This window comes from Carnobacterium sp., assembly GCF_040274425.1.
In genome coordinates this window covers 1-14,306 of sequence record NZ_JBEMBC010000068.1, presented here as the reverse complement: position 1 = coordinate 14,306, position 14,306 = coordinate 1, and the positions used below count along the sequence as shown (strand labels likewise).

The window sequence follows — 14,306 nt, the reverse complement described above, 5'->3', positions numbered from 1 at the left end:
CCACTCTCACGCTGCATTATTTTACACAAACGCAATTATACGCTATAAATCATTAGTAAGTCAAGCCATTCTATTATATAATCGAAGGATCTAAAAGTATTTGAACAAATTCTTCTAAATATTTTTGGTCGATTGTGTCAAAGCGGCTAGTAATAGGAGCATCGATATCTAAAACACCAATTACATGACCTTCTTTGATTAAGGGCACAACAATTTCAGATTGGCTTGCTGCATCACAAGCAATATGTCCAGGGAATTGATTAACATCTTCAACAAAAATGCTCTCTTTTTTAGCAAATGCTGTTCCGCAAACTCCTTTACCATTTTGTATTCTTATACAAGCTACTTTACCTTGAAAGGGCCCTAAGACCAATTCGTCAGAAGCTGGTTCATATAAATAAAATCCTGCCCAGTTGATAGTAGGTAAGTTCTCGAATAATAGAGCTGCTGCGTTACTTAAATTTGCAATGAAATTAGTTTCATCACCTATTACAGCATTAAGTTGTTTATTTGTTAATGAATAAGCAGATTCTTTTGTCATATAAGCACTCCTTAAAAGTCTCTCAACAACATATCAGTAAAATGATTATTTTCCTAGATTGAGGTGTGAGAATATTTTCTTCTATGTTATAATATACAATAGGTGTTTTTATAAGTAAATCCTTTATAAAAATTAGACATACCATTACATTCCTACATAGAATGAAATAACTATTTTTGTGAAATCAAAATTAATTTAGCAGTAATCCAATCGGAGGTTTTAAAATGAAAATAGAAACAGTTTTAATGGTTATCATTGTATTAGCTCTGATAACTTATATAACTAGTTATATTATGAAAAAAAAGCATTATCAAACGATCAACAAGTTGGAACAAGAAAAATTTGATTTAATAGATACACCCGTATCAGAAACCATTCAAAGTGTTAAGGACCTTTCTTTGACGGGACAGACAAAGAAAAATTTTGAGCAATGGAAAGAAAAATGGAAAAAATTAGAGATGACGGCATTTCCTGATATAGAAAATCTTTTGTTTGATGCTGAACAGGCAACAGACCGCTTACAATTGATCAAAGCCAGCAAAGCTGAACAGAAAAGTAGCGAGCTGATGAATAGCACAAAACAGAGCATTAAAGAAATTCAATTAGCGTTAAACGAATTATTAAAAAGTGAAGAAAAAAATAATCAAGCTATAAAAAAAGTCCAAGAAATGTATCAAAGCATTCGAAAAAAATTATTAACACAAAGTTTTTCTTTTGGCCCAGCACTGGATAGATTAGAAAAGAAACTTACTTTTTTGGAATTAAGTTTTGCTGATTTTTCTGACTTAACGGTTTCTGGAGACCACATTGAGGCTGAAGAAGTACTAAAAAAACTTAGTCATGAAACAAAAGAGTTAAATGATGCTGTTACAACAATTCCTAGCTTAGTTAAAGAAATTAGTACAGAATTTCCGGCTCAAGTCCAAGAATTAAAAGAAGGGTATCATGAATTAAAAGATGTGCAGCATTTTGTCTTTTTAGAGGATACAATAGCCGCCGATATTGCGGGTATTGAAAAAGATATCAAACAAGGTGAAAAATTACTTAAACAATGTGAACCTGAAGAGGCCCAACAGTTGAATGTGATAATTGAAGAAAAAATCAACCATATCTATGATGTTATGGAAGCAGAATTAAAAGCAAAAGAAACAGTCGGAAAAGAGCATACTATTTTGGCTGAATTTATTGGATTTGTGAATAAGAGAAATCAACAATTAATGATTGAAATTGACCGTGTATCACAAAGTTATAAATTAAACGATGCTGTTTTAGAGCAAACAAAAAAAATGCAAGAACAAATTGATGAAATTAAACTGGATTTTGAAACATTTAAAAGTGGAATTGATAAAAATCAAGCCGTCTATACAGTCGTTGAAGAAACCTATGCTGCAGATGGAGAAAAGTTAACTCACATTGAAGAAGAGCAAGAAAAATTGATTACTCAATTAGCTGACTTACGCAAAGAAGAGACCGAAGTAAAAGAAAAAATTGATGATTTTGAGTTTAATATGCGAGGCATAAAACGTTACATTGAAAAACAACACTTACCAGGGTTACCTGAAGAATATTTAGATTTATTTTTTGTCACAACAGAGCGAATTGAAAAATTAGCCAAAGAATTAAATAAATTGAAAATCGATATGACAGAAATAAAAAAAATGTGTGAACTATGTGAAGATGATGTCGAATTGCTTATCGATAAAACTGAAGAAATCGTGGATAGTGCATTACTGACAGAATATATGATGCAGTATGCGAATCGGTACCGAAATGAGCATCCTGAGATTGGAGAAGCCATTCTAGAAAGCAACGATTTGTTTAATAAAGAATTTCAATACAAAGAAGCGCTTGAAGTTGTCTCTACAGCATTAGAAGTTGTGGAACCTGGAGCATTCAAAAAAGTTGAGAACCAGTATTATGAAGAAAAAAGCCAAAGTGCTAAATAGACAAAAGAACTGAACGATTAAGAAAGAGTCAACAGAGTGGTGATCAGCGCTGCTCTGTTTTGTTTTGTAAAAAAAATGAGATGTCTTGTATTCGAAAAAGTTTTTGTTATAATAGTAAAGAATTTTCACTTGAGGAATAATTTAAAGGAAAGTGTGACAAAACAATGATTTATTTTGATAATAGCGCAACAACAAGAATGGATAAGAATGTTTTACAAACCTATGAAAAGGTAAGCCAAACTATCAATGGAAATCCTTCCAGTTTGCATCTATTGGGCAACTATGCGGATGGGTTGCTTCAGCAATCTAGAAAACAAATCGCTGATTTAATGCAAGTTTTTCCTGAAGAGATTTACTTTACTAGTGGTGGAACGGAAGGCGACAACTGGGCTATAAAAGGAACAGCTATTGAAAAACGACAATTCGGTAAACACGTGATTACAACAGCGGTGGAACATCCTGCAGTCAAGGAATCCGTTGGTCAGTTGAGAATGTTGGGGTTTGATGTAACTATTTTACCCGTTGATCAGAGTGGAAAAGTTTCCGTTTCTGATTTGAAAAAAGCTCTAAGATCGGATACTATTCTGGTGTCGATAATGGTTGTAAATAATGAAGTGGGAAGTATTCAACCAATTGCAGAGATCGGGGAAGTGCTAAAAGATTACCCAACCGTTCATTTTCATGTGGACGCGGTACAAGCGATCGGGAAAGTCCCTTTATTATTAGGTAAAGAATCAAGAATCGATCTAGCTACTTTTTCTGCTCATAAATTTCACGGGCCTAAAGGTATGGGATTCATGTATATTAAAAAAGGGAAAAAAATTGCGCCACTTTTAAATGGTGGTGGACAGGAATTTGGCAAACGTAGTGGTACAGAAAACGTAGCTGGTGCAGCCTCTATGGCTAAAGCTTTACGTCTTGTACTTGAAAAAGCAGAAGAGAAACAAAATGATCAAAGAGAAATAAAAAAATACTTGGTACAGCAATTAGAAGGGTATAAAAAAGTCTCGGTTTTTTCTCAAAAAGATGGGTCGCCTCATATTTTATGTTTTGCTTTAAAAGGCATTCGTGGAGAAGTAATGGTTCATGCTTTTGAAAAAAAAGACATTTATATTTCAACAACTAGTGCTTGTTCTAGCCGTAGTGGTGTTGGTTCTAGTACGTTAGAGGCTATGCATGTCCCTGAAAAGTTAGCTACAAGTGCAGTGCGTATCAGTTTGACCGATACTAATAATTTAGCAGAAGCAAAAATTTTTATGGCCGAATTTGATCAATTATATCAACAATTTAAAGACATTAAATAAATTTAGAGGGAATACAGAGAGGAAGTAAGCAGCACATGCAATACGATGAAGTAATGATACGGTATGGTGAATTATCAACTAAAGGTAAAAATAAACGCATTTTTATTAGCAAGTTAGCTCAAAATGTAAAGTTTGCTTTGCAAGATTTTGAAGAAGTAAAAGTACATGGAGAACGTGACCGTATGCATCTAGAATTAAATGGTGCAGATAGTGATGCAGTATTGAAAAGGTTAGAATTTATCTTTGGTATTCAAAATTATTCTCCAGTTAGACGGTTGGACCGAGATATTGAATTGTTAAAAAAAGTTGCAGTCGATATGGTCGAAGAGTTGTTTACAGAAGGCAAAACATTTAAAGTAATGACTAGACGTTCTGATCATGATTATGAATTAGATACGAACGATATGAATCAATTGTTGGGAGCAGAAATTTTCAGCAAAGTTGAAGGCATAAAAGTTCAAATGAAAAAACCAGATATTACATTACGAGTTGAAATTCGTAATGAAGGATTCTTTTTATCCAGCAAGACGGTTATGGGGGCAGGTGGTCTACCTGTAGGAGCAAGTGGAAAAGGCATGTTGATGTTATCTGGCGGAATAGACTCCCCTGTAGCTGGTTATTTAACCATGAAGCGCGGTGTTAATGTTGAAGCTGTTCATTTCCACAGCCCTCCATACACAAGCCCGCGGGCTCTTCAAAAAGCGAAAGATTTAGCCGCTAAATTAGCTGCTTTCTCAGGAAGCGTTCAATTTATTGAAGTTCCTTTTACTGAAATTCAAGAAGAAATAAAGAAAATTGTTCCAGAAGGTTATTTAATGACTGTTACACGCAGAATGATGATGAGATTGACCGATCTTATCCGCGAAGAACGCAAAGGATTAGCGATCGTTAATGGCGAGTCATTAGGACAAGTTGCTTCGCAAACGTTGCATAGTATGATTGCAATCAATGATGTGACTGCGACGCCTGTCATCCGACCAGTTGTTTCGATGGATAAAAATGAAATTATTGAGATCGCTCAAAAAATAGATACATTTGATTTGTCCATCCAACCATTTGAAGATTGCTGTACAATTTTTGCTCCACCAGCACCTAAAACACAACCTAAACTAGAAAAAGCTCGTAAATATGAAGAACGACTTGATGTTGAAGGGCTAATAGAAAGAGCGATGAACGGTTTAGTGATCACTAAAATTACTGTTGGAGACACATTAGAAGCACAACAAGAAGCTGATTTTTCAAGTTTATTATAATTAAATGCAATGTTGAAAAAAGCTAGACATGTATTTTATGTTTAGCTTTTTTTCTATCGTTCTACTTATGTAATTTAATACTGCTAAATAAAAATTAAGTAGGTATAATAAAAAGAGAGAATTCGATAGGAGGATGTCAAAGTGAAGTTATGGAAAAATGGTCTTTTTTTTACAATGGAAAAAGAAGACGAAACGATCTCTGCAGTCCTTACTGATGGTGAAACCATTTTAGCTGTAGGCGAAGAAGATGAATTAAGAAAAAGGTATGGTAATAAAATAAGTGAGGAAATTGATTTAAATAATGAAATAGTATTTCCTGGTTTTGTAGATAGCCATTTGCACTTACTTTGGTATGGAATGAGTTTAGCTCGTTTAAATTTAAATCAGTTTAAAAGTAAAAAAACAAGTTTGGATCAAATCCGAAAAAAAGTTGAACACCTAGCTTTGGATGAATGGCTTTTTGTTGAGGGGTATAATGAAAATGAATGGGAAGATGATCCTACACCTCTTACAAAAATGGACTTGGATGCTATTTCAACAGCGCATCCATTGTTGGTTCGCAGAATCGATTATCATAATGTTGTTATCAACACACTGTTAATCAATAAGCTACAGCTCAAAGATGGCCAAACGTATGATGGTGGCGGCGAGATTCAATTAGATCAAGAAGGAAAATTAACAGGAATTTTAAAAGATGAAGCAACGAATTTGGCTATAAATGCTTTTCCTGAGACGACTCCTTTAGAACAAGAGGAATACTTAGCTTTAGCGATTGAAGATTTATGGTCAAAAGGCATAACAGGGGGACATTCGGAGGATCTGCATTACTTTAATGGCTTTGAAGGGACCTTAAAGACGTTTCATACGGTTATTGAAGAAAAAAGAAAAGCCTTTCGAGTTCATCTCCTAATTCATCATGAGGAATTAAACGCCTATAATCATTCAAATGAAATTTATCTGGATGGCAACCCTTATATAGAACTAGGAGCAATGAAAATATTTTATGATGGAACAGTAGGGTCTCGAACGGCATTAATGAGCTACCCGTATCCTGGAACTACTAATTATGGCCTACAAGTTCAAACAGATGAAGTTTTTATAGCTCTTATCAAAGCTGCACGTAAAGCTAAACTTCCAGTAGCTATCCATATTTTAGGGGATAGGGCATTTGAGAAAGTAATTGAAGCGTTACGTCAATTTCCACCACTGCCTGGACAACTGGATCGAATGATCCACACACCTTGGTTAAACGCTGAATTATTAAAAAAGGCTAAAAACTTACCTTTGGTTTTTGATTTACAGCCGCAATTTATGAGCAGTGATCTACCATGGGCACTAGATGTCTTAGGCGAAAATCATCCACCTCTTGCCTTTGCGTGGAAGACTATAAAAGATAACGGGTTTCCAATTGCAGGAGGTAGTGACGCCCCAGTTGAAATTCCCAATCCTTTTTATGGTATACATGCAGCTGTTACTAGAACGAAAAGAGATGGAAAAAATAAAAATCGTTATTTTTCGGAAGAAGAGCTTTCAGTATTTGAAGCTTTATCGCTTTACACAACTGGAAGTGCTATTGCAGGTTATAAAAAGAATTCTAGAGGGAAGATAAAACCTGGTTATATCAGTGATTTTACAATTTTAAAGCAAAATCCTTTTTTAATAGAAAAAGATGCTTTGAAAGACCAAGTCGTTTCGAAAACAGTTGTAGGTGGAAACATCGTTTTTTCGACAAACGATTAATGCTCAAGAAATCAATAAAGAAAGAAGATAAATGGAAACGACTGTCTTCTTTTTTCTTCAATACAATTGTGATTAACATCACAATTGTATTGAGTTAATAATTGAAAGATGTTATGATAATGAAGAAAATTAAAGGACAGGGGGCAGGATAATGTGGAAATAACAACTAAAATACACCAAATTCCAAATGCAACAGCTCAAAGGTTACCTATCTATTATCGTTCATTGAAAAAATTGAATGAAACGGGGGTAGAGCGCATAAAATCAAAAGAATTGAGTCAACTGACACAAATTCCTTCAGCAACGATTCGTCGAGATTTTTCTCATTTTGGTGAGTTAGGAAGAAGCGGATACGGTTATGAGGTCGTTTATGTAACCGAAGTATTTCGTGAATTATTAAATGTGAATAATATCATTAACGTAGTACTTATTGGCGTAGGGAATTTAGGGACAGCCATTTTAACCAATAATTTCAAGAAAGAAAAAAACATTACAATCAAGTGTGCTTTTGACATTCAATCGCCTTATTTAGGGAAAGAAATATCAGGTGTACCAATTTTTCCTATGGAACGAATGAAAGAACTCGTTAGGAAACAACAAATTCACACAGCTATTTGTGCTGTACCTAGTGAAGTATCACAAGAAGTAGTAGATGATCTAATTGATGCCGGTATCACTTCTATTTTAAATTTTGCCCCTGGGAGAATAAAAGTACCGGATGCTATTCAAATGAAGTATATTGATTTCTCCAGTGAAATTTTTACAATGGTCTATCAAAACGAAGCGCTATATCCTGGGAATCCACCTGAAAAAATGATTGAGATAAATAAGTTGTCGGATATGTTGGATAACGACAGAATTTAACTATTCGTACGGAAATATTGCTTTAAAAAAAGATTATTCGTATACTATTCTAAGATGAGTCGTAGAATAGGAGTGTTTAATATGGAGATTACTAGAAAAGGTACACCACATAAACTAAGAGGTATTCAAACAAAGGTTGGAGATAAAGCGCCTGAATTTACTATAAAAAACTTAGCGGATGAAACAGTTGGATTAAAAGAATTTTCCGGAAAAGTTGTTTTAATCAGTGTCATTCCAGATATTGATACACGAGTATGTGCTTTGCAAGCAAAAGAATTCAATAAAATCGCCAGTGAATTAGAGGGTGTACAATTGATCACTATTTCGAATAACACTAAAGAAGAGCAAGCTGAATGGTGTGCTGGAAAAGATATTTCAATGGAAATGTTGCATGATAGTGAATTAAGTTTTGGTAACGCGTACGGTTTAGTAATGGAAGATCTTGAACGATTAGCACGCTCAGTATTTGTTGTTAACCCAAGAGGTGAAATCACGTATCAAGAAATCGTTCCTGAAATGTCTAGTGAACCCGACTATGATAAAGCGATCAAAGCAGCTAGATCAGCACGTTAATGAAATCGATAAGGTGTATTGAAAAATAACTTTTTTAATGCTACTATGTAAAAATAAAAGGCAATGAACAAGAGGAGTAATTTTATTTGCTGACTGATAGAGAAAAGAACGAATGCTGGGAGTTCTTAGTCGTGATAAAATGAAGGTAGCTTGGGAGCTGACAAGGTGAACATACAGTAACTTTGTTCGGAGTAACGATCCGTTAAAATTGGAACTAAGAGGTGTACTTTTAAAATTAATAAAGTATGCAATATAGGTGGTACCGCGAGTGAACAGCATTCGTCCTAATAATAATTTATTATTGGGATGGATGCTTTTTTTGTTTTTCAGATTTATTAAGTGATATTGTAAAGGAGAGATAAAATGACAGATGAATTGAAAATGTCTACTAAATATCAGCCAAATGAAGTAGAAGCTGGTCGTTATGAAAAATGGGTAGAAAAAGGACTATTTAAGCCAAGTGGAGATAAGACGAAAGAGGCTTATTCTGTCGTTATTCCTCCTCCAAATGTAACAGGAAAATTGCATTTAGGGCATGCTTGGGATACAACATTACAAGATATTATTGTAAGACAAAAAAGAATGCAAGGCTTTGATACTCTATGGTTGCCAGGTATGGATCATGCAGGAATTGCAACCCAAGCAAAAGTAGAATCTAAATTAGCTGAAGATGGTATTTCACGCTACGATTTAGGACGTGAAAAATTTATTGATACTGTATGGGATTGGAAAGAAGAGTATGCCAGTGTGATTCGTGAACAATGGGCAAAAGTTGGTATTTCAGTTGATTATAGCCGTGAACGTTTTACATTAGATGAAGGATTGTCTGAAGCGGTTCGTAAAGTATTTGTAACGATGTACGATAAAAAACTGATTTACCGTGGAGAATACATCATCAACTGGGATCCAAAAGCTAAAACAGCTTTATCAGATATCGAGGTTATTCACCAAGATGTTGAAGGCGCCTTTTATCATATGAGTTATCCGTTAACAGACGGCAGCGGAGTAGTAGAAATTGCGACAACACGACCTGAGACGATGCTAGGGGACACAGCGATTGCGGTCCATCCAGACGACGAACGTTACCAACAATTAATTGGTAAGACAGTTCTGTTGCCATTAATGAATCGTGAAATTCCAATTGTAGCAGATGATTATGTTGAAATGGATTTTGGTACAGGTGTTGTAAAAATCACTCCTGCTCATGACCCGAATGACTTTGAAGTTGGGAAACGTCACAATTTGCCACAAATCAATGTGATGAATGATGATGGTTCAATGAATGAATTGGCTGGCAAGTATGAATCAATGGATCGTTTTGAAGCTCGTAAAGCTGTGGTAAAAGATTTAGAAACTGAAGGTCGAATGATCAAAATCGAAAAAGTGGTTCACAGTGTTGGTCACTCAGAACGCACTGGAGTTGTAGTGGAACCAAGGTTATCTACGCAATGGTTTGTAAATATGGCACCACTAGCTAAAGAAGCAATCGAAAGCCAAGGAACAGAAGAGAAGGTTAATTTTGTGCCAGAGCGTTTCGAAAATACGTATATGCGTTGGATGGAAAATGTTCACGATTGGGTAATCTCACGTCAATTGTGGTGGGGCCACCGTATTCCTGCTTGGTACCATAAAACAAGCGGTGAGCTGTACGTAGGGATGGAAGCACCTGAAGATAGCGAAAATTGGGTACAAGATCCAGATGTTTTGGATACGTGGTTTAGTTCAGCTTTATGGCCGTTTTCTACAATGGGCTGGCCTGATGAAGAATCTGAAGATTTTAAACGTTATTTCCCTACCAATACATTAGTAACAGGATACGACATTATCTTTTTCTGGGTGAGTCGTATGATGTTCCAAAGTTTAGAATTTACTGGAAAACGACCATTTAATAATGTATTGATCCATGGACTTATCCGTGACACGGATGGCCGTAAAATGAGTAAATCACTAGGCAACGGGATCGATCCAATGGATGTGATTGAAAAATATGGGGCTGATGCATTACGTTGGTTCTTGTCAAACGGTTCTGCTCCAGGGCAAGATGTTCGTTTTAGTTATGACAAAATGGATGCTGCATGGAACTTTATCAATAAAATATGGAATGCTAGTCGCTTTGCATTGATGAATATGGAAAACTTTACTGTCGATCAAATTGATTTAACAGGTGAAAAAACGGTTGCTGATCGTTGGATCTTAACCAAATTAAATGAAACTGTTGAAAAAGTGACTGACTTATTCGAGCGTTTTGAATTTGGTGAAGCGGGACGTCACTTGTATCACTTTATTTGGGATGATTTTTGTGACTGGTACATCGAAATGAGCAAAGAAGTATTATTTGGAGAAGATGAAAAAGCGAAACAAACAACTAGAAGTATTTTAGCTTATGTATTGGATCAAACGTTACGTCTGTTACACCCTATCATGCCTTTTGTTACAGAAGAGATATGGGAAAACATTCCTCACGAAGGAGAATCCTTAGTGGTAGCAGAATACCCAGTTGTTCACCCGGAACTTTCTGATGAAGCAGCAACCAAAGGGATGGATGTACTGATGGAATTGATTCGTTCGGTTCGTAATATTCGTTCTGAGGTAAATACACCGTTATCTAAAAAAATTGAATTATTGATCAAAACGAACGATCAAACAATCGAACGATTCTTGAAGGATAATACTTCTTATATTGAGCGCTTCTGTAACCCTGAAACGTTAACGATCTCAAGTGATGTAGAAGCTCCTGAAACAGCTATGTCAGCTGTAATCACAGGTGCTGAGATTTACTTGCCACTAGCTGGATTGATCAATTTAGAAGAAGAAATCGCTCGTTTAGAAAAAGAATTAGATAAATGGAGCAAAGAAGTGAAACGTGTAGAAGGAAAATTAGCGAATAAAAAATTCGTAGAAAATGCTCCTGATGCAGTAGTTGAAGCTGAAAAAGAAAAACAAGGCGATTACCTTGAAAAACATGCTGCAGTAAATGAACGCATAAAAGTATTGAAAAATCAGCTTTAATCAGTAACCTATTATAAATAAAACGAGTAAAAACTAGGATCTCTCTTAGCTTTTTACTCGTTTTATTGTTCTTTTGAGAAGGAACTATAGTAAAGGATGGAATGAACAGCGATATTTTAATGGTTGAAATGAACGGGGTAGTTTATAATTAACTAGGTATGGAATATAAATAAGTGGAGGTAAGTCATGTTCACTACGTATGAAGAAGCATTGAACTGGATTCATGCAACAAGGACTTTTGGTGAAAAACCAGGATTAAAACGAATGGAATGGATGTTAAGTCAAGTAAATCATCCAGAAAGAAAATTTAAATCGATCCATATAGCAGGTACAAATGGCAAAGGCTCCACGCTGGCTTTCTTAAGGAATATGTTGGAAGCGAATGGACAAATAGTAGGGACGTTTACCTCACCGTATATCGAAATGTTTAACGAACGAGTGAGCGTCAATGGAGATCCATTATCAGATGATGAGATTTTGCGTTTAGCAAATACTGTATATCCTCTTACGGAAGAATTAAAAAAGACGGATCTAGGCGGACCAAGTGAATTTGAAATTATTACAATGATGATGTTGATTTATTTTGGCGAAGGGCATGCAGATGTAGTATTAATTGAAGTGGGGATAGGCGGGTTGTATGATTCAACAAATGTTATCCATCCAGTAGTCTCAGTCATTACGACCATAGGAATGGACCACATGAATTTACTTGGAGAGACATTATCTGAGATTGCTTTGAATAAGGCAGGTATTATTAAGACAGCTGTTCCCGTTGTAACCGGAAAAATTGGAAAAGAAGCTTTAGAAGTAATCGAACAGAAAGCCGCTGATCAAAATAGCCTTATAATGAAATATAATAAAGATTTTTTTGTTACAAAATGGCAGACCCTTCCTACTTGGGGGGAGCAATTCGTATTTGAAGATAATTTTATGCGACTTAGTCCCGTCCAAATAGAAATGTTGGGAAGGCATCAAGTAGAAAATGCAGCAGTAGCAATTGAAGCATTAAGAATTTACAGTCATGAAACAGGTTTAGCTGTGAATCATGAAAAAATACGGAGTGGTCTGAAAAATACTTTTTGGCCTGGGAGAATGGAAAAAATAAACGATCAACCGCTTCTTATTTTAGACGGTGCACATAATGAACATGCAATAAAGACATTAGTTGAAACGATTAAAAAAAACTTTGCTCAACAAGAGGTTTCTATCATTATGGCAGCTATGCGGGATAAAGACATTCAGGGGATGGCAGATCAATTGGAATCTATACCGAATTGCCGTTTGATTCTGACGAGTTTCAACTATCCTAGAGCTGCTGGAATCGATGACTTAAACAAACTGATGCTAAAGAACGGGACAGTAACCGAACATTGGCAAGAAGCATTGGTAGATTCTCTTAATGAAATGGATGAAAATGGAGTAGTGATTGTAACAGGATCTTTGTATTTTATTTCTGAAGTGAGAGAATACGTTAAAGCAGCAAATAAAGAATGAAAATTTAGGAGGGAAATCATGACTAAAATTGAAGCAGTTATTTTTGATATGGATGGCCTAATGTTTGATACAGAAGTACTTTACTATGAAGCGAATCGAACGATTGCCAAAAGGATCGATTTGGCGTATACGTGGGAGTTTCATGAAAAATATATTGGAGTCTCTGATGAAGAATTCCATAAAGAACTTTATTTGACATTTGAAACAGAAGCAGCGGAGACGCTTATCAACGAAGGCGGTCAGGCTTTACTAGAACATGTAGAAGTCAACGGATTGCGTAAGAAAAAAGGGTTGATTGAATTACTGGACTATTTAGAAAGTAAAAATATAAAGAAAATAGTTGCTTCCAGTAGTATCAAATCACTTGTTTCACTATTTTTAGAAAAAGAACAACTCACTCCATATTTTGATGCCATTATTGGTGGAGATGAAGTAACACGAGCAAAACCAAGTCCGGAAATCTATGAAAAGGCATGGTTAAAAACGCAGGTTCCAAAAGAACATACACTTGTTTTAGAGGATTCACTTAATGGGATTCGAGCAAGTTATGATGCAAACATTCCAGTTATAATGATACCGGATCTAATACTGCCAACGAGTGAAGCAAAAGAAAAAACACTCATGATTCTAGATGATTTAAATCAAGTAAAATCCTTTATTGAACAGCAAAATCAATAGGAAAATAAAAATTACCTCCTCCTTTTTCGCGGATAGTATTAATGTGAAGAAGGAGGATTTTTATGACGATAAAGAGTATGAATCTTGTAAAAGAAGTACCCATTCAATCAAGACCTAGAGAAAGACTAGAACATTACGGTGAGAAAGCTCTTGCTAACCATGAATTACTTGCCATCTTGCTTAGAACAGGAACTAAAGGAACCAATGTAATTACACTAGCTTTAGCAATGCTCAATCAATTTGAAGATCTCTATTATTTAAAGACAGCCTCTTGCCAAGAACTAATGACAGTTGCTGGTATCGGGAGAATTAAAGCAATTGAACTAAAAGCAGCAATTGAATTAGGTACTCGTATTTCGCAAGCCTCCCAAATTAAAATTGGTCAAATTACTTCCAGTACGAAAGCAGGAGAAATGTTGCTGCTAGAAATGCGTGGACTGCAACAAGAGCATTTAGTCGTTCTTTATTTAAATACCAAAAATGAAATTATTAAAAAAGAGACTATTTTTATTGGAGGGCTTAACTCTAGTATCGCTCATCCTCGTGAGATTTTTAGAGGAGCAGTTAGGTATTCAGCTGCGCGGATGATCGTTGGCCACAATCACCCATCTGGTAATCCAGAACCTTCTGAAGCAGATATCCAATTTACGCGAAGGATGTCAGAATGCGGAGAATTAATGGGAATCGATTTGCTGGATCACATTATTATAGGAGAAAAAGAATTTATTAGTTTAAAAGAAATAGGGGTTTGTTAAAAGAAGTGTTATAACGGTTGCTTATTTAAAATGTCCATGCTATACTAAGGTAGAGTTTTTGTTAGGTAGAAAATAGAATTGTTTCAGAACATTCCAATTCGCACCGCAAGCAAGAATATCACTATATGTGCTTAAGGGCACGAGGAGGA

Annotated in this window: 11 protein-coding genes and 1 other annotated feature; of the genes, 10 read left to right on the top strand and 1 reads right to left on the bottom strand. The window is 35.4% G+C overall.

Translation table 11 applies throughout. The features are described from left to right. Nucleotides 1-73 precede the first annotated feature (73 nt). A complete protein-coding gene (gene msrC, locus ABS911_RS11595; protein WP_350467716.1) occupies nucleotides 74-541 on the bottom strand; it encodes a free L-methionine (R)-S-oxide reductase MsrC in 468 nt (155 codons plus the stop codon). 224 nt (nucleotides 542-765) lie between these two features. On the opposite strand from msrC, the gene ABS911_RS11590 reads away from it, so the two are divergent. The 10 genes from ABS911_RS11590 (at nucleotide 766) to radC (ending at nucleotide 14,157) form a co-directional block, all read left to right on the top strand. Continuing rightward, on the top strand, nucleotides 766-2,487 hold the full coding sequence (locus tag ABS911_RS11590; RefSeq protein WP_350467715.1) for a septation ring formation regulator EzrA: 1,722 nt from the start codon (nucleotides 766-768) through the stop codon (nucleotides 2,485-2,487). Nucleotides 2,488-2,651: 164 nt separating this feature from the next. Beyond that, entirely contained in the window at nucleotides 2,652-3,791 is a 1,140-nt protein-coding gene (locus ABS911_RS11585) for a cysteine desulfurase family protein (RefSeq protein ID WP_350467714.1), read from the top strand. Between the two features lie 35 nt (nucleotides 3,792-3,826). Then, nucleotides 3,827-5,044 (top strand): tRNA uracil 4-sulfurtransferase ThiI, encoded by a 1,218-nt coding sequence (gene thiI / locus ABS911_RS11580; protein WP_350467713.1) that lies wholly within the window; start codon nucleotides 3,827-3,829, stop codon nucleotides 5,042-5,044. A gap of 141 nt (nucleotides 5,045-5,185) precedes the next feature. Then, on the top strand, nucleotides 5,186-6,784 hold the full coding sequence (locus ABS911_RS11575) for an amidohydrolase (protein ID WP_350467712.1): 1,599 nt from the start codon (nucleotides 5,186-5,188) through the stop codon (nucleotides 6,782-6,784). A 153-nt stretch (nucleotides 6,785-6,937) separates the two neighbouring features. Further along, nucleotides 6,938-7,648: a redox-sensing transcriptional repressor Rex gene (locus ABS911_RS11570; RefSeq protein ID WP_350467711.1), complete on the top strand. Its 711-nt coding sequence runs from the start codon at nucleotides 6,938-6,940 to the stop codon at nucleotides 7,646-7,648. A gap of 81 nt (nucleotides 7,649-7,729) precedes the next feature. Further along, nucleotides 7,730-8,221, top strand: coding sequence for a thiol peroxidase (gene tpx, locus ABS911_RS11565; protein WP_350467710.1), 492 nt, complete (start codon nucleotides 7,730-7,732; stop codon nucleotides 8,219-8,221). Nucleotides 8,222-8,275: 54 nt separating this feature from the next. Then, nucleotides 8,276-8,511: a binding site (T-box leader), on the top strand. A gap of 73 nt (nucleotides 8,512-8,584) precedes the next feature. After that, complete coding sequence (locus ABS911_RS11560; RefSeq protein WP_350467709.1) at nucleotides 8,585-11,230, top strand: valine--tRNA ligase; 2,646 nt, start codon at nucleotides 8,585-8,587, stop codon at nucleotides 11,228-11,230. Nucleotides 11,231-11,416: 186 nt separating this feature from the next. Beyond that, nucleotides 11,417-12,724, top strand: coding sequence for a bifunctional folylpolyglutamate synthase/dihydrofolate synthase (locus ABS911_RS11555; RefSeq protein WP_350467708.1), 1,308 nt, complete (start codon nucleotides 11,417-11,419; stop codon nucleotides 12,722-12,724). A gap of 18 nt (nucleotides 12,725-12,742) precedes the next feature. After that, nucleotides 12,743-13,402, top strand: a complete 660-nt coding sequence (locus ABS911_RS11550) for an HAD family hydrolase (RefSeq protein ID WP_350467707.1) — start codon at nucleotides 12,743-12,745, stop codon at nucleotides 13,400-13,402. A gap of 62 nt (nucleotides 13,403-13,464) precedes the next feature. Then, nucleotides 13,465-14,157 (top strand): RadC family protein, encoded by a 693-nt coding sequence (gene radC, locus ABS911_RS11545; RefSeq protein WP_350467706.1) that lies wholly within the window; start codon nucleotides 13,465-13,467, stop codon nucleotides 14,155-14,157. Nucleotides 14,158-14,306: the final 149 nt, after the last annotated feature.

What these genes read in the sequence shown, in the direction of transcription:
- msrC (WP_350467716.1), bottom strand. Translation starts at nt 541, where the DNA reads ATGACAAAAGAATCTGCTTATTCATTAACAAATAAACAACTTAATGCT.
- ABS911_RS11590 (WP_350467715.1), top strand. Translation starts at nt 766, where the DNA reads ATGAAAATAGAAACAGTTTTAATGGTTATCATTGTATTAGCTCTGATA.
- ABS911_RS11585 (WP_350467714.1), top strand. Translation starts at nt 2,652, where the DNA reads ATGATTTATTTTGATAATAGCGCAACAACAAGAATGGATAAGAATGTT.
- thiI (WP_350467713.1), top strand. Translation starts at nt 3,827, where the DNA reads ATGCAATACGATGAAGTAATGATACGGTATGGTGAATTATCAACTAAA.
- tpx (WP_350467710.1), top strand. Translation starts at nt 7,730, where the DNA reads ATGGAGATTACTAGAAAAGGTACACCACATAAACTAAGAGGTATTCAA.
- ABS911_RS11560 (WP_350467709.1), top strand. Translation starts at nt 8,585, where the DNA reads ATGACAGATGAATTGAAAATGTCTACTAAATATCAGCCAAATGAAGTA.
- ABS911_RS11555 (WP_350467708.1), top strand. Translation starts at nt 11,417, where the DNA reads ATGTTCACTACGTATGAAGAAGCATTGAACTGGATTCATGCAACAAGG.
- ABS911_RS11550 (WP_350467707.1), top strand. Translation starts at nt 12,743, where the DNA reads ATGACTAAAATTGAAGCAGTTATTTTTGATATGGATGGCCTAATGTTT.
- radC (WP_350467706.1), top strand. Translation starts at nt 13,465, where the DNA reads ATGACGATAAAGAGTATGAATCTTGTAAAAGAAGTACCCATTCAATCA.